General features: G+C 69.9%; 20 protein-coding genes. 8 read left to right on the forward strand and 12 right to left on the reverse strand.

Going from position 1 to position 21,757, the window contains the following annotated elements; all coding sequences use genetic code 11:
- Positions 1-21: 21 nt before the first annotated feature.
- The 3 genes from E6A26_RS13490 to E6A26_RS13500 all read right to left on the reverse strand — a co-directional run bounded on the left by E6A26_RS13490 (position 22) and on the right by E6A26_RS13500 (position 2,814).
- Positions 22-1,125 (reverse strand): LCP family protein, encoded by a 1,104-nt coding sequence (locus tag E6A26_RS13490; RefSeq protein ID WP_136611721.1) that lies wholly within the window; start codon positions 1,123-1,125, stop codon positions 22-24.
- A 206-nt stretch (positions 1,126-1,331) separates the two neighbouring features.
- Positions 1,332-2,126 carry a GrpB family protein gene (locus tag E6A26_RS13495; RefSeq protein ID WP_136611722.1) on the reverse strand — a complete coding sequence of 265 codons (795 nt, stop codon included), beginning with the start codon at positions 2,124-2,126 and terminating at the stop codon, positions 1,332-1,334.
- Complete coding sequence (locus E6A26_RS13500; RefSeq protein WP_136611723.1) at positions 2,119-2,814, reverse strand: DNA-binding protein; 696 nt, start codon at positions 2,812-2,814, stop codon at positions 2,119-2,121. Before E6A26_RS13500 ends, E6A26_RS13495 begins: the two co-directional genes overlap by 8 nt.
- Before the next feature lie 817 nt (positions 2,815-3,631).
- Here E6A26_RS13500 and E6A26_RS13505 point away from each other — a divergent pair.
- A complete protein-coding gene (locus E6A26_RS13505) occupies positions 3,632-4,228 on the forward strand; it encodes a hypothetical protein (protein WP_136611724.1) in 597 nt (198 codons plus the stop codon).
- 75 nt (positions 4,229-4,303) lie between these two features.
- Here E6A26_RS13505 and E6A26_RS13510 read toward each other — a convergent pair whose 3' ends face one another.
- Positions 4,304-7,915 (reverse strand): proline dehydrogenase family protein, encoded by a 3,612-nt coding sequence (locus tag E6A26_RS13510; protein WP_136611725.1) that lies wholly within the window; start codon positions 7,913-7,915, stop codon positions 4,304-4,306.
- 171 nt (positions 7,916-8,086) lie between these two features.
- Here E6A26_RS13510 and E6A26_RS13515 point away from each other — a divergent pair, with 171 nt between their 5' ends.
- Both E6A26_RS13515 and E6A26_RS13520 read left to right on the forward strand, forming a co-directional pair.
- Positions 8,087-8,995: a LysR substrate-binding domain-containing protein gene (locus tag E6A26_RS13515; protein WP_136611726.1), complete on the forward strand. Its 909-nt coding sequence runs from the start codon at positions 8,087-8,089 to the stop codon at positions 8,993-8,995.
- A 93-nt stretch (positions 8,996-9,088) separates the two neighbouring features.
- On the forward strand, positions 9,089-9,442 hold the full coding sequence (locus E6A26_RS13520) for a hypothetical protein (RefSeq protein WP_136611727.1): 354 nt from the start codon (positions 9,089-9,091) through the stop codon (positions 9,440-9,442).
- 128 nt (positions 9,443-9,570) lie between these two features.
- Here E6A26_RS13520 and E6A26_RS13530 read toward each other — a convergent pair whose 3' ends face one another.
- The 4 genes from E6A26_RS13530 to E6A26_RS13545 form a co-directional block, all read right to left on the reverse strand.
- Positions 9,571-10,029, reverse strand: a complete 459-nt coding sequence (locus E6A26_RS13530) for a Dps family protein (protein WP_136611729.1) — start codon at positions 10,027-10,029, stop codon at positions 9,571-9,573.
- 155 nt (positions 10,030-10,184) lie between these two features.
- Positions 10,185-11,180: a bile acid:sodium symporter family protein gene (locus E6A26_RS13535; RefSeq protein ID WP_136611730.1), complete on the reverse strand. Its 996-nt coding sequence runs from the start codon at positions 11,178-11,180 to the stop codon at positions 10,185-10,187.
- 77 nt (positions 11,181-11,257) lie between these two features.
- Positions 11,258-12,361, reverse strand: coding sequence for a GTP pyrophosphokinase (locus E6A26_RS13540; protein WP_136611731.1), 1,104 nt, complete (start codon positions 12,359-12,361; stop codon positions 11,258-11,260).
- Positions 12,362-12,419: 58 nt separating this feature from the next.
- Positions 12,420-13,460, reverse strand: a complete 1,041-nt coding sequence (locus tag E6A26_RS13545) for an NAD-dependent epimerase/dehydratase family protein (protein WP_136611732.1) — start codon at positions 13,458-13,460, stop codon at positions 12,420-12,422.
- Between the two features lie 137 nt (positions 13,461-13,597).
- On the opposite strand from E6A26_RS13545, the gene E6A26_RS13550 reads away from it, so the two are divergent.
- The 5 genes from E6A26_RS13550 to E6A26_RS13570 all read left to right on the forward strand — a co-directional run bounded on the left by E6A26_RS13550 (position 13,598) and on the right by E6A26_RS13570 (position 17,758).
- A complete protein-coding gene (locus E6A26_RS13550) occupies positions 13,598-14,485 on the forward strand; it encodes a helix-turn-helix domain-containing protein (RefSeq protein ID WP_136611733.1) in 888 nt (295 codons plus the stop codon).
- Positions 14,486-14,521: 36 nt separating this feature from the next.
- Positions 14,522-15,379: an alpha/beta hydrolase gene (locus E6A26_RS13555; RefSeq protein ID WP_407695387.1), complete on the forward strand. Its 858-nt coding sequence runs from the start codon at positions 14,522-14,524 to the stop codon at positions 15,377-15,379.
- A gap of 5 nt (positions 15,380-15,384) precedes the next feature.
- Positions 15,385-16,323 carry a carbohydrate kinase family protein gene (locus tag E6A26_RS13560; RefSeq protein WP_136611734.1) on the forward strand — a complete coding sequence of 313 codons (939 nt, stop codon included), beginning with the start codon at positions 15,385-15,387 and terminating at the stop codon, positions 16,321-16,323.
- A 65-nt stretch (positions 16,324-16,388) separates the two neighbouring features.
- Entirely contained in the window at positions 16,389-16,949 is a 561-nt protein-coding gene (locus E6A26_RS13565; protein ID WP_136611735.1) for a YbhB/YbcL family Raf kinase inhibitor-like protein, read from the forward strand.
- A complete protein-coding gene (locus E6A26_RS13570) occupies positions 16,946-17,758 on the forward strand; it encodes an HAD family hydrolase (RefSeq protein WP_136611736.1) in 813 nt (270 codons plus the stop codon). The genes E6A26_RS13565 and E6A26_RS13570 overlap by 4 nt, the downstream gene beginning before the upstream one ends.
- A gap of 196 nt (positions 17,759-17,954) precedes the next feature.
- Here the strand turns inward: E6A26_RS13570 and E6A26_RS13575 are convergent, their stop codons facing one another.
- From E6A26_RS13575 to E6A26_RS13590, 4 genes are all read right to left on the reverse strand, one after another.
- Positions 17,955-18,794, reverse strand: a complete 840-nt coding sequence (locus E6A26_RS13575) for a metallophosphoesterase family protein (protein ID WP_136611737.1) — start codon at positions 18,792-18,794, stop codon at positions 17,955-17,957.
- Positions 18,795-18,898: 104 nt separating this feature from the next.
- Positions 18,899-19,813, reverse strand: coding sequence for a carbohydrate ABC transporter permease (locus tag E6A26_RS13580; protein ID WP_136611738.1), 915 nt, complete (start codon positions 19,811-19,813; stop codon positions 18,899-18,901).
- Between the two features lie 15 nt (positions 19,814-19,828).
- Complete coding sequence (locus tag E6A26_RS13585) at positions 19,829-20,815, reverse strand: carbohydrate ABC transporter permease (protein WP_136611739.1); 987 nt, start codon at positions 20,813-20,815, stop codon at positions 19,829-19,831.
- Between the two features lie 44 nt (positions 20,816-20,859).
- Positions 20,860-21,750 carry a phosphodiesterase gene (locus E6A26_RS13590; RefSeq protein ID WP_136611740.1) on the reverse strand — a complete coding sequence of 297 codons (891 nt, stop codon included), beginning with the start codon at positions 21,748-21,750 and terminating at the stop codon, positions 20,860-20,862.
- Between the last annotated feature and the right edge of the window lie 7 nt (positions 21,751-21,757).

The raw sequence follows: 21,757 nt of genomic DNA on the forward strand, positions 1-21,757 counted from the left end.
GCTTCTGGCCAGTTCGAGGCGTCACAGGCCGTGCGCCGCGGCGTAGTCAGCCAGCCCGTCCGCAGCCAAGGCTGCCGCGACCTCAGCGATGCCTGCGTAGTCCGGCACCACGATCGACTGCTGGCCGTCCGGCGAGGTGCCGGTCCCCGCCGTCGGCAGCGTGAAGAACACGGAGGCCGCAGGGTCGGTGCCCCGCAGCGCGTAGGCCACTGTCGCGAGCGTGATCGGGTCGAAGCCCTGGTCGACGGTGAGGACGGACGACGCTAGCCCGACAATGCGGATGGCGCTCGCCGCGTCGTGGACCGTTCCGGAGCTCAGCAGGCGGACCATGAGGGCCCGGACGAACACCTGCTGGTCGCGGACCCTCTGGTAGTCGCCGTCGGCGAAGGCATGGCGTTCGCGCACGAACTGGAGGGAGGCCTCTCCGTCCAGGTGGTTGATTCCCGGCGTGAAGGTGTGTTCGGTGCCGGCGGGCGCGGTGAAGGGAACGGTCGCCGTGAAGGGGATGGGGACGTCCACATCGACTCCGCCGATGGTATCGACGAACGCCTTGATGCCTCCGAAGTCCGTCATGAGGTAATGGTCGATATGCGTATGCAGCAGCGCTTCGACCGTGGCGACAACCAGCTTGGGGCCGGCTAGCTGGAGGCCCGCGTTGATCTTCATCACGCCGTAGCCGGGGATGTTCACCCAGTTGTCGCGCATGATCGAGATCCCGTAGACCTTGTGCCGGTCTGCTGGGATGTGGATCAGCATGATGGTGTCGGCATCCTGCGGGGCCGATGCGCCCGTGGCCTCCTGCTGCTCGGTTGCCTCGCGCGCGCTTCCGGAGATGTCGCTTCCGATGACCAGGATGTTCATCGGAACCGGGGGGAGATCCGGCAGCGAGGGCTGTGGCGGCAGCGGGCTCGGCGTCGGGGTTGGAGTTGGCGAGGGCGTCGCGGACGCGGACGACGACGGCGCGGCGGCCGGAGGGGCCGGATGCTGGGACTGGACAAGAACTCGGGCAAGGACTGCACCGAGTGCGAGGACCACCGCCACGGAGGCTGCGATGAGGACACGCCTCCAAGGGAACCGGCTCCGCCTCGCGTCGTCGGCGCCATGTGGACCAGTGCCGTCGCTCATGACGACACGATGACACACCCGCGGTCACTCGGGGAGGGGCTATGGGCCCCGCCATCAGCCCCGCCCGTCGACCCTCGCCGGCCGCTCGGAACGGCAGCTGCGTTCTCGCCGGCCGATCTTCCTCTGGGGGTCGGGAGGACGCCCCTCCCGACCCCCGGGGCTTGCGCGATGCTCGTGATCTCCGCGGGGTGGCCGGCGCGGGTCGCCTAGCTTCCGATCCTCGGGATCCGCTGGGGCTGGGGGTTGGCCGAGAGGATGCGCAGGGCGTCGCGCGCCCTCGTCTGGTCCGCAGCGTCGAGGAGGGTCCACGATTCGTGTGCAGGCGACTCCAATGCCCCGTGGAGCCGTTGGACGCGAGACCGGTCAGACCCGGCCATCTGAGCACGCATGGCCAGCGGGGCTGCAACGCATGCGGCGAGGACTACGGCGTCGTCGAGATGGCGTCTGCGGTCCCGTGAGTCGCTCCTATATGCCTCGCCTTTCAGGACGAGGGCGCCCAGGACGTTCGGGATGCTCACCAGCACCCCGTCGCCGATCTCCGCATAGACTGTACGTCTGAGCGCCTGGGTGCCGGCTGGCAGTTCGAAGGCGTTCCGGCCGAACAGCCTTCGTTCAACTCTTGGGGAGACATGGTCGGCGACCATGACATCCACCTGCTCCTCCTGCTTCTCCCCACGGACAAAGCGGTGTGCCGAGCTGTCGCTGTCGCTCGGCGGCTGGAATTCGTACCCGAGCGTCAGCAGGGCCGTCGCAACGTCGTTGACGGTTGTGTGGCCGGTTTCGATATGCACGACGACGTCGACGTCCGCCGTCGGGCGGGCGACCGCCAGTCCGGCCCGGGCGGAGTGGAGCTGGACCATAAGGCCGCCGACGAGAGTCCAGTGCTGGGGGCCGACGGCCTTGACCAGCTCGATGCACTGCGGCCACGGTGTCATCCACCCGCCCGGCGGAGGTGCGATGTCCCAGATGGGGCGGCCGTCCTCGTGAGCCCGGTCAGCCATCCGCGAGCCTCTCCTCGAGGTAGCGCAGCCCTGCCGAGCGTTCGCGGGTCGCGGTGGAGTCGGCGAGGTCGAGCGCGACCGCAGGGAGCGGGGCTCCGTTCAGGAGTGCCTCGGTGAACTCCGCCTCTCGGAGGACGACATTCCCTGCGGGGTCTTCGGCAAGGCCGTACGCGTCTGCAATCTGCTGGGCGGCACCGGCCGGCACGTAGCCATCGACGAACCCGGTGCCGCCAGTGAGGCCGAAGGCGGCAGCCACCTCGGGGCTGCGCGCGACGGCGCTGCCCGCTGTTGCTATGACGTGCTCGGCCACGAGCGGCACTGCCTCCGAGGTCGCCCGGTAACGGTGGACGGAGGCGCGGTTGCGGGCCAGCCATGCGATGTCGGCTGCACCGAAGTAGACGAGTGAGTTGCGGAGACGGTGCCGCTCGGCCGGGTTCAGCCAGGTCGCGCGGCCTCCTGCGAGCAGGTCGATCGCCGCCCAGGCCACGCGCGCGGACCATGCGCGCCCTCGGCGCCTCGGCGCCGCGCGCGCGGCGCGCGCGCGGGCCAGCGATGCCGAGGAGATGATGAGGGCGACGCCTTCCATCCCGGGCTCGAGTTCGAGCACCCGCTCCCGGATCATCTTCCGGACGGTCTGCGGCTGAACTCCGAGGGACTCTGCGGCCTGCTTCACACTCACTCCAGCCATATACGTAATAGTAATGTTTCGTTGCCATTGTGTATATGGGCTAGGTGCGTGTGCCTCGGTCCGCTGTCAGCCGCGTATCGGCGAGCGAGTAATCGAGCGAGCCAACGCCCTGTGGTGGATTGACGGGAGTCTCCGGACGCTCCGCGAAGATGACGAAAACCGGATCCCAGCCAGCGAGGTTCACGCGACCGGCTGGAGGCCCGCGAGGATCACACGTGTCAGCTCCGTGTTCGGACATCTGGCTACGCTCGAGGCCCGGCAGTCTTTTCGCTGTTCGTGTCCATCAAACTAGTGGGGGACCAGATGAAGAACGTGAACAATCTCGCAGGCGCACTCGGTCTAGCCATCGCCCTAGTCGCTGGGTCCGGTTCGGCGGCAACGGCCGCGGGGCCGGGAAGTGGAACTCCGGCTGGCGACTCACCTGCCGGAGGGTCCGTGATATCGCTGACGCCTGGTAGTGCAAATGAGCCAACAGGAGAGTTCTTGTCCTCTTCAGCCTGGGTGGGGATCCGGCCGGGCTGTTACGGACAAACAGACACCCCTCATTACGCTTACTCGGAGCCGGGTCTTGCCTCGGCGAAGGGTCGCACGGCGTGTCCTGGGAGCACCCGGACCAGTATCAATCTCTCCGTCGGCTACATTGGCTGGTTCGGAGAGCGCTACCGGACGGTGTCCAAGTTTTCGCAGAACACCCTTCAGTCCGTGAACTCACAGGTCAAAAGCGACTGTCGCGGGACTGGCACTCAGACATGGCGCGCCATCTCTAACCACTCGGCACTCGTCGGCGGCCAGACGAATTTCGGCAGGACGAGTAGCGATGGCCGATTCAGCTGCTAACGACATGCGGTTGACCAGACCTCTTGCCCTTGCGGCCGGGGCGGTACTCGCGTCGTGTGGCGTTCCGGGCGAGGGGGCAGGGCTGGAATCGGAGGGCCCGGTCGTCAGCTTGCGCCCGTATGTTCCGCCACCAGCCGCGCCGCCGAGCGCGAGTATCGGCGAGCGAGTACTCGAGCGAGCCAACGCCCTGTGGTGGATTGACGGGAGTCTCCGGACGCTCCGCGAAGATGACGAAAACCGGATCCCGGTCAGCGAGGTCGACGCGACCGGCTGGAGGCCCGCGAGGATCACCATCCGCCCAGGTGTCCCGCCGTCTTGGCTCAACCTGCGGTACTTTTCTGGATTGAACGAGCGGGGGATTCCAGCCTCGGATACTCCAGACTTTGAGTACGAGTGCAGCTCGGGCGGGCCGTGTCGCTACGCCGTCGGAAACGATGAACTCATTGTTGACATCGAAGCCAGCATCGTCAGGCCCGGCGTGTTCGTCCTTGAAGCGGAGTACGTCAGCGCCGAAAAAGAGCATAACGCGGCCGACGTCGGGCACTTCAGCTGCTCATGGGCCATTCGGGTCAACTAGCCAGGACGGCACTGCGGCCCGCCGAAAGGTTCGGCGGGCCGCAGTGCGAACGGCCCAGTGGGAACGGATTGTTCGTCAGAGCTCGACGGACTGGACCACAGGATTCGGGTTCCCGAAGCGGTGCGCCGTGAGCGAGACCGCCTGTTCGTGCAGGAACGGGAGCAGCTCCACGCGGCCCGCGCCGACTACCGGGTGCGCGTACACCGCGACGTCGGGCGTGCCATTCAGCGCCTCCGCGAGCTCGGTCGCGGCCACCGGGCTCCCGAGGAGCCGGATCCGTCCCGAACCCATGCGGGCCGCCCGTGCGAGCCACGCGGCGCTGTCCTCGACGATCACTACGGCCTCGTGGCGGCGCAGGACGGCGACCGTCTCGCCGGGGAGGTCGACGGCGCTGCTCACCGTCAGGCGCGAGCCCGCCACGAGGCCCGCTGCGACGACGCGCAGGAGCTCGGCGAGGCCGTGCCCCGAGGTCGGACCCTCGAACCTGACGGTCACCGGCAGGTGCCGGTAGCGGAGCACGTTGCGCTCGCTCACCAGCCCGCTCGCGTCCTTCGCGACGCCGAACTCGGACGCCCACGCCGCCGCGTCGGAGCCGAGAGCGGAAGCCAGCCACCCGGCGTCGTCCGCGGGGAGCTCGGGCCGCGCGGCGACGAGCAGTTCGGCCGCCGCCCCGCGCGGAGCGGATCCGGCGCCGCTCACGGGCGCATCCGCCCACGAGCCGAGGCCCACGAGGTAGTTCGGGCCGCCAGCCTTGGTGCCGGCGCCGACCGCGGACTTCTTCCATCCGCCGAACGGCTGCCGCCGCACGATCGCACCGGTGATGCCGCGGTTCACGTACAGGTTTCCGGCCTGGATGTTCTCGGTCCAGTAGGCGATCTCCGCGCCGTCGAGCGAGTGCAGCCCCGACGTGAGGCCGTAGTCCACCTCGTTGACGAGCTTCACGGCGTCCTCGAGCGTCGACGCCGTCATGACGCCGAGCACCGGGCCGAAGTACTCGGTGAGGTGGTACTCGGAGCCCGGCCGGACGCCGGTGCGCAGGCCGGGGCTCCACAGCTTCTTGGAGTCATCGAGCTGACGTGGCTCGAGCACCCAGTGCTCGCCCGCGCCGAGCTGGGTGAGGCCGCGCTCGAGCTTCTCGCCCGGAGGCTCGATCACCGGGCCCATCTGGCTCCGCGCGTCCCAGGGGTAGCCGACGTGGAGAGACTGCACTGCGTCGAGGAGCTGGTGGTGGAAGCGCTTGGACTTCGCGACCGAGCCGACGAGCACCACGAGCGAGGCCGCGGAGCACTTCTGCCCCGCGTGCCCGAACGCGGACTGCGCTACGTCACGCGCCGCGAGGTCCAGGTCCGCGCTCGGCGTCACGATGATCGCGTTCTTTCCGGACGTCTCCGCGAGAAGCGGCAGGTCCTTGCGGAACGAGCGGAATAGCTGGGCGGTCTCGTAGCCGCCCGTGAGGATCACGCGGTCCACGTCGGGGTGCGCCACGAGCCGCTGCCCGAGCGCGCGCTCCTCGAGCTGCACGTACTGGAGGACGTCGCGCGAGATGCCAGCGGCGTCGAGCGCCTCCCAGATCGCGGCGACCATGACGGCGCCGGAGCGCCGCGCCTGCTTCGCGGGCTTGATGACGACGGCGGAGCCCGCCGCGAGTGCCGCGAGCGTCGAGCCCGCCGGGATCGCCACCGGGAAGTTCCACGGCGGGGTCACGACGATGAGCCGGCTCGGGACGAAGCGCGCGCCGTCGACCGTGTCGAGCTCCCGGGCGAGCGTCGCGTAGTAGTGGGCGAAGTCGATCGCCTCGGAGACCTCGGGATCGCCCTGGTCGAGCGTCTTGCCGCATTCGCTCGCCATCGCCTCGAGCAGGTCGGCGCGATGCCGTTCGAGCGAGCGGCCGGCCTCATCGAGGACGGCGGCCCGCTCGGCGCCCGTGAGCGCGCCCCACGCCTCGCCGGCGACGACGGCGGCGCCCACTGTCGCGTCCACCTCGCCTTCCGTGGCGAGCGTGTGCCGCTCGACCGTGTCGCTGCCGATCGTGGAGTGCTCGGCGCGCGCGAGGATGGCCCGGCCCCAGACCCGGTTGCCCGGGAGGTCGGGGTCGGTGTCGGGGGTGTTGGCGAAGGCGGGAGCCTTCGCGCGGGTGCCGTGGGCGCTCGAGGAGGCTGCGCCGTCGTTCGCCTCCTGCCGGCGATCCTGGATTCGATGCGGCTCGGGGACGGCGCCGGCGAAGGGCGGGCGGTCCAGTGCTTCGAGCGAGGCGAGGAAGCGCTTCTTCTCGCGCTCGAAGAGGACCTCGTTGGCGTCGAGCTCGAAGACCGCGCTCATGAAGTTGTCCTGGCTCGCGCCCTCCTCGAGGCGGCGGATGAGGTAGGCGATCGCAACGTCGAACTCGCCCGGGTGGACCACCGGCGTGTAGAGCAGGAGGTGGCCGACGTCGGCGAGGACCGCCTGCGCCTGCGCCGACGCCATGCCAAGGAGCATCTCGAATTCGATGAGGCCTGATCCGGCGCGCACGCCCGTGTCGACGCCGCGAGCCTTCGCAAGGAGCCACGCGAGCGCGACGTCGAAGAGGTTGTGCCCAGCGACGCCGACGCGGACGTTCGCGAGCCGCTCGGGATGGAGCGCAAAGTCGAGGACGGCCTTGTAGGACGTGTCGCTCTCGCGCTTCGAGCCCCACGTCGCCACGGGCCAGCCGTGGATCTCGGCGTCGACGTGTTCCATGGGAAGGTTCGCGCCCTTCACCACCCGGACCTTGATCGGCGCGCCGCCGTTCGCGGTGCGGTTCGCGGCCCACTCCTGCAGGCGGATCATCGCGCCGAGCGCATCCGGGAGGTAGGCCTGCAGCACGATCCCGGCCTCGAGGCCGCGGAACTCCTCGCGGTCGAGCAGGCGCGTGAAGACCTCGATCGTGAGCCCGAGGTCCTTGTACTCCTCCATGTCGAGGTTGATGAACTTCGGCTTGCCCGCCCGGGTGCTCTCGCTCGCGAGGCGGTACAGCGGCGCGAGGGACTCGACGATGTCCCCGACCGCCTCGTCGAACGCCCAGTGGTTGTGCGGCGCGACGGTTGCCGAGACCTTGATCGACGCGTAGTCCACGTCGTCGCGCTCGAGGAGGCGGCGGGTGCCCTCGAGGCGGCGTGCAGCCTCGCCCTGGCCCAGGATCGCCTCGCCGAGGAGGTTCATGTTTAGCCGGATTCCGGGCTTGCGGATCTTCTGGATCGCGGGGCCGAGCCGCGCGTCGGACGCGTCGACGATGAGGTGCCCCACCATCTCGCGGAGCACGCGCCGCGCCACGGGGACGACGACGCCGGGCGCCACCGGAGCGAGCGAGCCGCCCAGGCGCACGGCCTGCTTGAGGGCCCACGGGAGGAACGCGGGGGCCTTCGGCGCGAGATCGCGGAGGTTGCGTGCCGCGACGGTCAGGTCCTCCGGGCGGACCACGCCATCCACGAAGCCGACCGTGAACTCGAGGCCGTTCGGGTCCTTGAGGACGCCCGCGAGCTGCGCCGCCGCGGGATCGACGGGGAGCTTCGCGGCGGCGTCGAGCCAGCGGCGCACCTGGGCAACCGCTTCGTCGGCGAGGTCCTGCGGGCGCACGTCGGCGGCGCTCGCAGAGTCGGGCTGGGCTCCGGCCGCTGCGGTGCGGGAGGGAGACGGGTGAGCTGGCTGGGAACCGTGGCTCGGCGTGGTCATGGTGCGTTGGTCCTGTCCGTCGTGTGGAGGGCTCCGATCCGGCTCGCTGCAGGGTCTCTGGCAGCACCGGGTGTCGGGTCTCCAGACAGTATCGGTCGCGGATTACAGAAGTAGAAGTGATTGTTTCTGACGCATAATCATGGGTAAACCCGAACAATTGGAGTCCCTGCCATGCTCGAGATCCGACGCCTCCGGCTGCTCCGCGAACTGAGTATTCGCGGGACGCTCGCCGAGGTCGCCGACGCACTGGCCTACAGCCCCTCGTCGGTGTCCCAGCAGCTCGCGCTCCTCGAGAAGGAGGTGGGCGCGGAGCTGCTTCGCAAGTCCGGGCGGCGCGTGGTCCTGACGCCGCAGGCGCTCGTGCTCGTCGAGCACACGAGCGGGCTCCTCGACGCGCTCGAGCGGACCGAGGCTGCGCTCGCCGCGAGTCAGAGCGAGGTCAGCGGCACGGTGCGGCTTGCTGTCTTCCAGACGGCCGCGCTTGCGCTCATGCCGGTGGCGCTCCGGACCCTGCGGGAGAGACACCCGGCGCTGCGCGTCGAGATGGTGCAGCACGAGCCTGAGACGGCGCTGCATGAGACGTGGGCCCGCGACTTCGACGTTGTCGTGGCCGAGCAGTACCCGAACCACGCGGCGCCCCACTACCCCGGCCTGGACCGCGAGCACCTGACCCGAGACGCGATTCGGCTCGCCATCCCGCCCTCCGGCGCGGGCAGCGCGTTCGACGGCGTCGCGCGCCTGCCGGACGCCGCGCCCCTTCCGTGGGTCATGGAGCCGCACGGGGCCGCTTCGCGGCATTGGGCCGAGCAAGCGTGCCGGTCGGCGGGCTTCGAGCCGGACGTCCGCTACGAGACGGCCGACCTCCAGGCCCACGTGCGGCTCGTCGAGTCCGGAAACGCCGTCGCGCTCCTGCCCGACCTCGTGTGGGTGGATCGAACGCCGGCCGCCCGGCTCCTCGACCTCGAGGGCGCCCCGCACCGCACCCTGTTCACTTCGATGCGCGCCTCGAGCGCCGGGCACCCCGTCATGCAGGCGGTCCGCAGAGTCCTCGAGGAGACGGCACGGTCGCTGCTGCCGTGAGCCCCCGAGAACTCCGCGATTCAGCCATTGACCGGCCCAGATCGGCGGGCTTACGCTCCGGCCGTCGGCAGACGTGGTCGCAAACGGGGAGTCGTGCCCGGCGTCAAAGGTCACGCTGATCAGGAGGTCGCCCCCATGTATCGACTTCGTTCCGTCTCTATCGTCCAGTACGGAAAATTCCGCGAATTCGCCGGCCTTGTGAAGAGGCTCGGGGACGTCTGCGAGGCGAAAGGCTGGGCCAAGCCCAGATTCCTCGTGCCGACGGCCGGCCCTAACAACGAGGCCGTCATCGAATTCGAATATCCCGACCTCGCGACGCTCCAGGCCGAGAACCGGGCCCAGATGACAGATCCCGAATTCATGGGCCCGTTCCGTGAATCCGCGCAGTATGTCTATCCCCAGACCTCGCGCACCGAAATCTACGAGGACGCATTCGACATCGCGTGAACCCGCGGAGCGCGGGACGCGGAACGCAGAACGCAGAACGCAGAACGCGGAACGCCGAACGCCGCAGGGCCCCGGAATCCCGGGGCCCTGCGGCGTTTGTCGAGTCGCTTCCCGCGGGAGCGAGCGGCTCAGGGGGTCGTGGTCTTGGCCTTCTCGGCCGAGACCATCCATGAGAGCTTCTCGAGCTGGAGGAGGATCTGGTTGAGGATGTCCGTCGTGGCGGCATCATCCTTCTCGACCGCCGCGTACACGCCGCGCACGGTCGTGCACGTCGTGTCGAGGGCGGTGACCACCGCGTCGACGGCGTCCGTCGTCGTGATGAGGCCCTCGGCGGGCTCCGTAAGGGCGGTCGTCTTCGCGATGGTCGACGTGCGCCCGTCCGGCACGGCGTGCAGGGCGCGAAGCCGCTCTGCGACCTCGTCGGCGTGGAGGCGGGCCGCGGCCACGATCTCGTCGAGCTGCAGGTGCAGGTCGCGGAAGTTCGGCCCCACGATGTTCCAGTGGGCCTGCTTGCCCTCCAGGGAAAGCTCGATGAGATCCACGAGGATGGCCTGGAGTCCGTGGGCAAGTTCGTCGGAAGCCTTCATGACTTCGGTCCCCTTTCGCTCGGCTGGTGGTGTGTGCCTACCCGACCAGCCCAGCACATAAACAGCGCTGGGGGAAGGCGCCGCCGGCCCACCGGGCCCAGGAGAATCGCCGGTCGGTCAGGGCTCAGCCCGCCGCGAGCGGTCCGTCAGCGGACTCACCCTTCGCCGGCGCCAGCCTCGGCTCGCACCGGCCGCCGAGCGAGCCACGCGGCCACGATCGCGCCGGAGACGTTGTGCCACACGGAGAACGCGGCGGACGGCAGCGCGGCGAGCGGGCTGAAGTGCGCGGCGGCGAGCGTCGCGGCGAGGCCCGAGTTCTGCATCCCGACCTCGAACGCGAGCGCGCGGCGCGCCTTGTGGTCCAGGCGGCCGAGCTTCCCTGCGAGGTAGCCGAGCCCGAGCCCGAAGCCGTTGTGGAGGACGACGGCGAGGAACACAATGCCTCCCGCGGCGGCGAGCTTCGTGGCCGAGCCCGCGACGACGATCGCGACGATGGCCGCGATGACCACGGCCGAGATCCACGGCAGCGCCGGCAGCACCGCCGCGACGGCCTTCTTGAGGAACAGCCGCACGGCGAGGCCCAGGACTACGGGGATGAGGACGGTCTTGACGATGTCGAGGACCATGCCGCCCGCGTCGACGTTGAGGAACGAGCCCGCAAGCAGGAGCGTCAGCGCGGGGGTCACGAGCGGCGCGACGAGCGTCGAGACCGTGGCCACCGCGACCGAGAGGGCGACGTCGCCCTTCGCGAGGTACGCCATGACGTTCGAGGCCGTGCCCGAGGGCGCGCAGCCCACGAGGATCACGCCCACCGCGAGCTCGGGCGGGAGGTGAAGCGCCATCGCGATCGCCCATCCCGCGGCCGGCATGATGACGTAGTGCGCCAGCAGGCCGAGCGCCACGGCCCAGGGGCGCCGCACGACCGACGAGAAGTCCAGCGGCGTGAGCGTGAGGCCCATGCAGAACATGATGACGCCCAGCAGATACGGGACCCACGGCGCGGCCGGCTTGATCGCGTCCGGGACGAGGAAGCCGACCAGCCCCGCGATGATCACGAGGATCGGGAACACCGTGACCGCGATGCGCGCGTCGCGATCTGCCGCGGCGGGCGCGGCCGTCTGGATGGATTCGGAGGTCTGGGCGGGATTCACGCGCTCATGGTTGCATCAGGCAACAAGGGGCTGCGAATCGGTCCGAACAGCGGACGACGGCGCGGGTCGCCCTGCGCTCAGGCGAGCCGGAAGCGCTCGATCTGCTTGAGCCGCCGCTGGAGGCTGTCGCGCCGCGGATGGGGGGCGGCGTCGGCCGGTTCTGCGGTGAGTTCGATGTGGTCGCGGCCGAAGCGCCAGAGCAGGAGGTCGTCGAGGAGCCGGTCGGGGCCGGGGGAGTACCGGTGGTCGAGCGCCTTGCGCACCTCGGTGATCCGCTCGGCGTCGAGCAGCTCGACGAGCTGCCACGTCTCGGTGAGCCCGTGGGCGGCGACGAGTTCGGCCGCCCAGCCCCAGTCGTCGTCGATCTTGCGGTCAACGTGGGGGAGCAGCGTCTGCCAGACGTCCCGGATCCGGTCCGGGTTGAGCGGCTGTGCGCCCTCGCCGGACTCGTCCCAGAAGCTGCGGACCTTCTCGTAGCGCTCGTGGAGCTCGGCGAACTCCTTCTCCACGACCTCGAGCATGGCGGCGGTGGCCGTGAACTGGCGGTCGAACTGGGGGCTCCACGCGCGCGGGTCCTGGCTCTTGAAACGGATGTCGTGCTCGATCTCGCTCCACGCGTGGGCGAAGATCGTGCGGATCTGGCACTCGAAGAAGTAGCTGCCATTCGCGGGAAGCTCGGGGTTGAAGACCGCCTGGTATTCCTTGACGGCGTCGTTCTGCAGCGTGCGCAGGATAAGGTGGCGGCTTGAATAGCCGTACGTCCCCGACTCGATCGAGCCGATGGCCTTCTCGCGGTCGCCACGGCAGTCGAAGGTGTCGCGCTGGCGCTTGATGAGATTCGCGACAACGCCGTTGTCCCCGGGGAGCTTCGTGATGACGCGCAGTCCCACCATGTCGTTGAGCGTGCGGAACGGGTCCGGGAACTTGAGCGCGGGGGACTCGCCGGGTTCGGCGGGAGGATCGAGGCGCGAGATCTTCTCGCGGAACGATTCGACCGTCTTGGTGCGGCCCGTGATGAAAAGCGGGTCCACCTCGGCGCTCTCGTTGAAGATCCGCCGAAGCGTGGACAGGACGTCATTCGTGACGCCCTTGAGGGCGGGCCGCACGCGGGCGTACGTCTCGACGGACGCGTCGACGAGGGCGCGCTGCCCGGCATCCAGCCGGTCGTAGTTGCTGGCCATGGAATCACGGTAGCAATGGGTGCCGACACTGGGGTGCAGGCCCAGGCCAAGCCCAGACTCAGGAGGACGCGACGAGGCCCTTCGCCACCATGCTCCTGCCGGCTCCGACAACCGCCTCCTGCCACGGCCGCGGCGCGAAGCCGAGGAGGCGCCGGGCCTTCTCGGAGGAGACCTTCTTGCGGTAGCCGAGTTCGGCGGCCATGGGACGCATGGCCGGGTTCGACGCTGCGGCGGCCCGGACGGCGTCGTCGGGGAGAACGGCGGACGGAACCTTTGCGGCGTCGTCGCCGAGCCCATTCCGAAGCGCCGCGCCGACCTCGGCGAGCGGGACGGCGTCCTCCTGCGCCGCGAGGATGAACCGCTCACCGGTGGCCCCCTCGGCGCCAATCGCCGCGACATGGGCGGCGGCGACGTCGCGGACATCGACGAACGGCACGGCGAAGTCGGGGTAGCCGGGCATCTGGCCGTCGAGGATGCGGTGCACCAAGTGGTTCGCGCCGGAGAGCCAGGAGCCGAGCGGGGGGCCGACGACCGCGACCGGGAGCATCGCCGTGAGGCTCGTGGTGCCGCCCTCCGCAGCAATGAAGTCCCACGCGGCCCGTTCGGCGAGCACCTTGCTGCGTCCATAGGCGTCCATCCCCGGCCCGTCGAGGACGGACCAGTCGTCTTCGGTGAACGGGCGGGCCAGCGGCGGGTGGCCGAAGCCGACCGCGTGGAACGCTGAGGTGAGGACGACGCGCGGGACGCCGGCGTCGCGGGCAGCGCGCAGGGCGCGGAGCGTGCCCTCGCGCGCGGGTTCGATCACTTCGTTCTCGTCGGAGACCGGTCCGAGGTGAACGGGGGATGCCACGTGCAGGAGGGCATCGATGCCCGCGACGGCCTCGGGCCACCCGGCATCCGAGAGGAGATCGGCCTCGACGAATTCGAGCCGGTCGTCGCCGGCGAGGCCTGCGGCCGCGAGCGCGGCACGCGTGGAGGCCTCTCGGTCGAGGGACCTGACCGTGGTGCGCACGCGATGGCCCTGGTCGAGGAGTTGGAGGATGATGTGGCCCGCAATGAAGCCGGAGCCGCCGGTCACGAGGACGTTCTGGGTGGTCATGTTCTTCCTTCGAGCTCGTTGGACCCTCCGATTCTTTCGGGCCGTCCGGGTGCCAGCCAGCCCTCTGCCGGTACTGGTAGTGGCAGGGTCACCCACGCCCCTGCAGCGGCCCCCTGCGGTGTGGGTACCGTGGGGGAGTGAGCGATGAAGGCAATCTCCTGGGCGAGTTCCTGCGCGCCCGCCGCGAGCTTGTCTCGCCGGGCACTGTCGGCATCCCGATCCAGCGCAACCGCCGCGTCGCGGGACTGCGACGAGAAGAGGTCGCCATGCTGGCGGGGGTGAGCGCGGAGTACTACCTCAGGCTGGAGCAGGGCCGCGACCGCAACCCTTCGGCGCAGGTGCTCGCATCGATTGCGCGGGTGCTGCAGCTCGACGAGGAAGCCACCGCCCACCTCATGGGGCTCGCCTCTGCCGACCAGACGCGGCGCAGGCCGCGCCGATCCCGCCCCGAAACGCTGCCCGCGAGCCTCGAAGCGCTCGTTCCGCAGCTTCCCTTCCCGGCCTTTGTCGAGGGTCGCTATCTCGACGTGCTGGCAGCCAACGGCCTTGCGCAGGCCCTCTCGCCCCGGCTCGTGGCCGGCCGCAACCGCCTGCGGGACGTGTTCCTCGATCCCGCGGAACAGGCGCTCTTCCCCGACTGGGAGGCAGCGGCCGCAGCCCTCATCGCGGGCTTCCGCCGATCCGTCGGGGCCAGCGTCCACGACGCGCGCGTCGTGGAACTCGTGGGCGAGCTTTCGGTCGCGAGCCCCACGTTCAGCCGGCTGTGGGCGCGTCACGACGTCCGCGAACGCCAAGGTGCCACGCTGACCTTCGAGCATCCCCAGCTTGGCGAGCTCATGGTGCACCGGGAGAAGCTCATGGTGACGGCAACTGACGGCCTGGTCCTGGTCCTCTACCACGGGGCCCGCTCGTCCGACCGGGAGAAGCTGGCGCTGGCCGGTGCGATGGCGGCCAGGGCGACGGTGTCGGGCGGCCGGTGCGACGGTGACCGGGGAGAACGGGCCGATGACCACGCCCCAACCTGACGACGCCCACGGCGGCGGTACCGGCAGAATGCCCCTGTGAACCATGCCGCTGTGAACCATGCCTCTGTGAACCGCGAACGCATCCCCTACGGACCGCATCCCGACCAGTGGGGCGAGCTGTTCCTCCCAGACGGTGCCGGGGCGGGCATGCCGCTCCGAGGCACGGTCGTGGTGATCCACGGCGGCTACTGGCGCAAGGCGTACACCGCTGAGCTGGGCGTCCCCGAAGCACTTGACCTCGCCGAGCATGGCTTCGCGGCGTGGAACCTCGAGTACCGCCGGGCCGGTGCAGGCGCCGGTACGGGGGGTCCTGGTGGGAGGGCGGCCCCCACGGACGACGGCGGGTGGCCCGCCACGTTCCGCGACGTCGCCATGGGCATCGATCACCTCGCGCACGTCGCAGACCACACGGGCGTCGGCCTGGATCCCGCCCGCGTCGTCGCGCTCGGCCACTCGGCGGGCGGCCACCTTGCCGTCTGGGCCGCCGGCCGGGCCGCCTACGCAGCCCGCACGGGAGGCGAGGCGCCCGCGGTGCCGCTGGCCGGCGTCGTCAGTCAGGCCGGGATCCTGGACCTCGCCGCGGCCCACCGCCTGCGGCTCAGCAACGACGCGGTCGCAAACCTCATGGGCGGCCCCGAGTCCGAGCGCCCCGCCGAGTACGCGCTCGCGGACCCGATGCGCCGCCTGCCGATCGGCGTCCCGGTCCACGCCGTGCACTCGCGCGCCGACGAGGACGCCCCGTTCGAGCTCTCGCGGCGCTACGTCGAGGCCGCCCGCGAGGCCGGTGATCCCGCGGAATTGCACGAGACCGCGGGCGATCACTTCGCGCTCATTACGCCCGGCGAGGAGGCCTACGAAACCTGCCGCGCCCTTGTCGCCAGACTGCTACCGTAGGGCCCATGCTGACTGTCATCGGCGAGGGCCTCATTGACGTTGTCCACAAGCCGAACGGCACGGAATCGCATCCGGGAGGCAGCCCCCTCAACGTCGCGATCGGCCTCGCGCGCCTCGACCACCCGGTCCAGTTCGTGGGCCGCTACGGAGACGACGCCAACGGGCGCCTCCTGACCGAGCACCTCAAGGCCTCCGGGGTGGTGGTTCCGCTCCCGCCGGACGGTTCGCCCACGTCCGTCGCGATCGCCGAGCTCGACCACAGGGGCGCGGCGACCTATACGTTCGACCTCGACTGGCACCTCCCCGACCTCCGCGAGCGGTTCTCGACCCTCCTCGGCGCCACCACGCTGCTCCACACCGGCTCGATCGCGACCGTCCTCGAGCCGGGCGCCGCCCAGGTGCTCTCCGCCGTCGAACGCGCCCGCCCGCGCGCGACCATCGGCTTCGATCCCAACTGCCGCCCCACCATCACGACCGACCGCGAGGCCGTCCGTGGGCTCGTCGAGCGCTTCGTGGCGCTCGCGGACGTGGTCAAGGCCTCGGACGAGGACCTCGCGTGGCTGTATCCCGCCGTCGACCCGCTCGAATCGGCGCGCCGCTGGAAGGCGCTCGGCGCACCGGAGGGACCCGCGATCGTCGTCGTGACGCGCGGCGCGGACGGCCCGTGGGGCATCTGCGCGGACGGCGAGGCGCACGTGCCCGCCGCGAAGGTCCACGTCGCGGACACCGTCGGGGCCGGAGACTCCTTCATGTCCGCGCTCCTGAGCGGCGTCGTGGACCGCGAGCTCGACGGCGCCCAGCGCCGCGACGAGCTGCGGCGCGTTGACGCCGACGAGCTGCGGCGAATCCTCGACTTCGCGGCCCGCGCGGCCGCCGTGACCGTCTCCCGCCCGGGGGCCAATCCGCCCACTCGGGCCGAACTGAGGGAAGCCCTCGCTCCGTAGCAAGCCGGGCGCACGCAGCCGCCCCTTCCCGCACTGACCGCGCACACACCCCAGGAGGAGCACTCATGGCCAAGCACAACCCGTACAGCGACCTTCCCGAGGTCGAGCCGTTCGCGGTGACGTCGGCGGACATCAGCGACGGCGGGACGCTCAGCGCGAACCAGGTGAGCGGCTTCTTCCAGGTCCCCGGCGGAAAGGACCTCTCGCCGCAGCTTGCGTGGTCCGGCGCCCCCGAAGGCACCAAGAGCTACTGCGTCACCGTTCTCGATCCGGATGCGCCGACCGGAAGCGGCTTCTGGCACTGGGCCGTCGCGAACCTGCCCGCGACCGTGGACGAGCTGCCCGAGGGCGCGGGCGGCAGCCCCGACGGGATGGGACCCGCAGACTCGGACGCGAGCCTCCCCGAGGGCGCGTTCGAGCTCAGGAACGACGCCGGGTACGCGGGCTTCGTGGGCGCCGCACCGCCGCAGGGCCACGGCCCGCACCGCTACATCGTGACGGTGCACGCGGTCGACGTCGAGCGGCTCGACGTCGGCCCGGATGCCTCGCCCGCGCTCCTCGGCTTCAACCTCTTCTTCCACACCCTCGGCCGGGCGCAGCTCACCGGCTACTTCGAGATCCCGTGAGGCTCGTCGCCAGCGACATCGACGGCACGATCCTGAGCCGCGAGGGCCTCATCTCCCAGCGGACGGTCCGGGCGTTCGAGGCGTGCGAGGCGGCCGGCGTCGCGGTCGTGTTCGTCACGGGCCGCCCGGCGCGGTGGCTCACCCCGCTGAGCGAGCAGCTTGAGCACACGGGGACGGTCATCTGCTCGAACGGCGCGCTCGTGTTCGACCTCGCGACGATGTCGGTGGTCTCGTCCCGCGCGATCTCGCGCTCAACGGTGCTCGAGGTGCGCGACATCGTGCGGGGCCTGTTCCCGGAGTCGGTCTTCGCGGCCGAGACCCCCGCGGAGTTCTTCATGGAACCCGGCTTCGTGGAGGCCCGGCGCGAGCATCAGCTCGAGCACGTCCGCCAGGGGGAGATCGAGGACCTCGTCGCGGGCGACGACGTGGTCAAGTTCATGGCGAAGATCGAGGGCCTTTCGGCTGAGGACTACTTCCGCGCGGTCGCGCCGCACATCGCGCACCTCGTGTCGGTGACCCACTCGGCGCTGGACGTCACGATGCTCGAGATCGCGCCGCTCGGCGTCAACAAGGCGGTCACGCTGGCCGAGTACGCGCACGCGCTCGGCGTTCCCCCGGAGGACGTCGTCGCCTTCGGGGACATGCCGAACGACGTCGAGATGCTGACCTGGGCGGGCGAGGGCTACGCGATGCAGTCGGGCCATCCGCGCGCCTTGGCCGCGACGACGCTCCACGCTCCGGGGATCGAGGACGACGGCGTCGCCCAGGTTCTCGAGCGGAAGCTCGCCGAGGTGCGGCGGGCCGGCTGAGCCCGGGGGCGGTTCACCCGGTCGGTGGATTCCGACCACGATCGAGCCGTGAGGCGGTTCATCCGGCCTCGGGATTCCGACCACGATCGAGCCGTGAGGAGGCGGATTCGGCGGCGCGTCGCGAAGACACGCCGCCGAAGCTGTCTCAGTCCCGGTCGGAATCTGCGCGGGGTTCGGGCCTAGGCAGTCGCCGAGGTCAGGCCTTCGCCAGAACCGTGTCGACCGACGCCTTCACGTCGTCGAGCTCGGTCATGAGCGCGTCGTGGACGCCGGGGACCCGGAGGAGCTCGACGGTGACGTTGCCGCCGTCGATCGTGTACTCGACGATGCCGAGCTGCTGCGTGACCGGGTCGCCGAGGCCAAGATCGCCTGCGCCGGCCATGAACGCCGTGCTCGGGGCCCAGACCTCGAGCGCGCCGCCGCGCTGCTTCGTCCGGAAGCAGTGGAGGTGGCCGGTGCCCACGGACTTGAGGTTCACGCGCTCGAGGTGCTCCAGGAGGAGCGCGCCGGACTCGCGGATGTCGAGGTTGTGGTCGCTGTTCTCCACGACGGTCCAGAGCGGCTTGTGCTGGAAGAGCAGGACCGGGCGCTCAGAGCCGATGCCGCTTACGGTCTCCTCGATCCACTCCCACTGCCGCGCCTCGTCGTCGATGCCCGAACCGAAGACCTCGCTGTTGAGGCCCAGGAGCGTGACGTCGCCGAGGTCCACTCGCCACTGAGCCGGGCCGAAGACCTCCGTGAACGCGCCGACACGCTCGGACGTGACGACCTGGCCCTGCCACGCGTGCTCCGCGGGCTCGCCGATGTCGTGGTTCCCGGGGAGCACGCGGTACGGCGTGCGGAGCTCCGAGAGCAGGCCGTGGGCGTGCTCGCGGTCCTCGGCGTTGTCGGGATCGATCACCACGACGTCGCCCGTGTGCACCACAAAGTCGGGGCGCAGCACGTTGTCGATGTAGTCGATGACCTTCCGCGCGGCCTCAGACGTGGACTCGACGGATGCGCCGAGGTGGGTGTCGGAAATCTGGACGATCTTCATGCCGGTTCTCGCTTTCGCTGGGGGATGGGCGGGGCGGGTTGGGGTTGGGGGACGGGCGGGTCGGGTTGGGGAATGGGCTGGACGGGTTGGGGGATGGGCTGCAGCTACTTGAGCCCTGAGCGCACGAACGCGTCCACGACGTAGCGCTGCAGGAAGATGTAGATGAGGAAGATCGGGAGGCACGCGATCGTGCTGGCCGCCATGATCGCGCCCCAGTTGTTGCCTTCGGCCCCGAGGAAGGCCCGGATGCCCACCTGGATGAGCGCCGTGGACTTCTGCATGATGAGCGAGGGCCACAGGTATTCGTTCCACGCGCTGATGAAGAGCATGATCGCGAGCGCCGCGAGGGCCGGGCGGAGGTTCGGCACGACGACCTGCCACAGCGCCTGCCACGACGAGCGGCCGTCCATCTGCGCCGCATCGAGGAGCTCCTTGGGGAACGACTCGAGGTGCTGGCGCAGCATCATGACCGCGAACGCCGAGCACAGCTGCGGCAGGACCACGCCGGCCACCGTGTTGAGCAGGCCCATCTGGGAGACGAGCAGGTAGTTCGGGATCATCGTGACCTGGAACGGCACGAGCCACGAGCCCACGAACAGCAGGTACAGGACCTTCTTGCCGCGGAAGCTCCACCGCGCGAATCCGTAGGAGGCGAGGATCGCGACCAGAAGCTGCGCCGCCGCGAGGGCGAGGGCCATGCCGAACGTGCTCGCGAGCATGCTCCCGATCGGGATCTGCTGCCACACCGTCACGAAGTTCTCGAGGCTCACGGGGCCCGGAAGCGGGTTCGTGGAGAGCGCGTCGCTGTTGGGGCGGAACGCCGTGACGAACATCCAGTAGACCGGGTAGATCGACACGAGCGCGAGGACAGCCAGCAGCGCGTGGGCAGGCAGGCTCGCGATGGCCTTGCTGCGCGCGCGGGAGGCGAGCCCGCGCTGGGCGGAGGCGGCGCCGTCGTCCGTCGTCGGTGCGGCGGGCGGGAAGGCCTGGGCGGGCGAGGTGGCGAGGACAAAAGCCATGATGTTCCTTCTGACCTAGTTGTCGTGGAAGCTGAGCTTCTCGGACAGTTCCACGAACACGAGTGCCACGATGCCGAAGCCCACGAAGAAGAGCATGCCCGCGGCCGAGGAGAGGCCTGCGTCGAAGTTGCGGAAGCCGAACTGGTAGAGCAGGTAGTAGATGTTCGTGGACGAGTTGCCCGGACCGCCGCCGGTCACGAGGTCGATGATCGGGTACGTCCACTGCGCCGAGAGCAGGATGGTCATGAGCGCGAGGAAGACGAGCGACGGCGAGAGCAGCGGGAGGATGATCCGCCACGTGATCTGGCGCTGGTTCGCGCCATCGATCGACGCCGCCGCCGCATAGTCCGGGCTGATGCCCGCGAGGCCCGCCGAGACGACCAGGACGCCGAAGCCGAGCATCTGCCAGCCCACGATGACGATCACGGACGTCATCGCGGCGTTGGGGTCGCGGAAGACGTTGTCCATGGGCACGCCGAGGGTCGCGGCGATCGCGGGGATCGTGCCGCCGTCGGGGGCGAACAGCCAGCGCCAGACCGCGCTCGTCGCGACCGGCGTGACGAGGAACGGGACGAAGATGAGCGCCTGGTAGAACGTGCGGGCCTTGCCCTTGACCTTGCGGGAGAGCAGGGCGAACAGGACCGGGAGCGCCACGGAGATGCCGAGGAACGCGAGGATGTACGCCACCGTGTTCGTGAGCGCCTGGTGGAGCTCGGGCAGGCTCAGGACCTTCTGGTACTTCTGCACCCCGACGAAGACCTTGGGCCGGGTCGGGATGAGGTTCCAGTCCTGGAACGAGAGCCCGGCCGTCTGAACGAGCGGCCAGTACGTCCACAGGAGCAGGAGGATCACGGCCGGAAGGACGTAGAGATAGGGCACCCAGGTGCCGCTCGGCCGACGACGGCGAAGGGCGGCAGTGCGGGCGGGGCGCCCTCCGGCCGGACCGACGACGGCGGGGCTCGCCTGGAGTGCCGCCGCCGGCCCGGAGACTTCAGTGAACATGATTCGATTCCTGTCGGTGCGGGTCTTTCCCAGTTGGCACTTGACTAGTGCGAGGCCGTCATCTCAGCGGTGGCCTCTTCGAGGCTCATCTGCTGGAACGCCCGCATCTGCTCGGCCGTGACCTCGTAGACGGTCGCGAACTCGCCGATCGGCACGACCGTGTTGAGCACTCGGTCGTTGAAGACGTGCACGAGGTTGAACGCCTGGGCGCCGTTCTGGCCCCGCATCGCGCCCGGCTCGACGTTGACGTCCTGCGTGTAGCACGTGGCGGAGGCCACCGAGACCGGGACGCCGGCGAACGTGCTGAACGTCGAGAAGTGGAAGTGGCCGCCGAGAATCCCCCGCACGTCCGTGCCGCGGATGGCCTCCTCGAAGCGGGCCTGGTCGCGCAGCTCGAACATCTCGATCATGCTGTGCGTCGAGGGCACGGGCGGGTGGTGGAGGGCGATGAGCGAGCCGTGCGGGGCCGGCGTCGCGAGGACGTCCTTGAGCCACGCGAGCTGCTCGTCGCTGATCTCGCCGTAGTGGTGGCCGGGGACCGTCGAGTCGAGCGCGATGATGCGGAGGCCGTTGACGTCGTGGACCATGTCCACCGACTCCTCGCCCGCCTCGGAGTCGAGGAGGATGCGGCGGAACGGGGTGCGCGTGTCGTGGTTGCCCATGACCCAGATGACCTTCGCGCCGATCTCGGCGGCGGCCGGCTCGACGAGGTTCTTCAGGCGGGTGTACGCGTCCTCGCGGCCCGTGTCGGCGAGGTCGCCCGTGAAGACGATCGCCTCGGGGCGGGCCTTGGCCTTCGCGAAGTCCTTGAACAGCTGGCGGAGGTTCTCATCGCTGTCCACCTTGCCGTGGAGGAGCTCGTTGTCGGCCACGAAGTGGGTGTCGCTGATGTGGAGGATGAAGTGCTCGGGGGCCGGGTACTGATGCGTGCTCATGGATGTT

This window comes from Sinomonas albida (assembly GCF_004919045.1).
Classification (GTDB): Bacteria; Actinomycetota; Actinomycetes; order Actinomycetales; family Micrococcaceae; genus Sinomonas; species Sinomonas albida.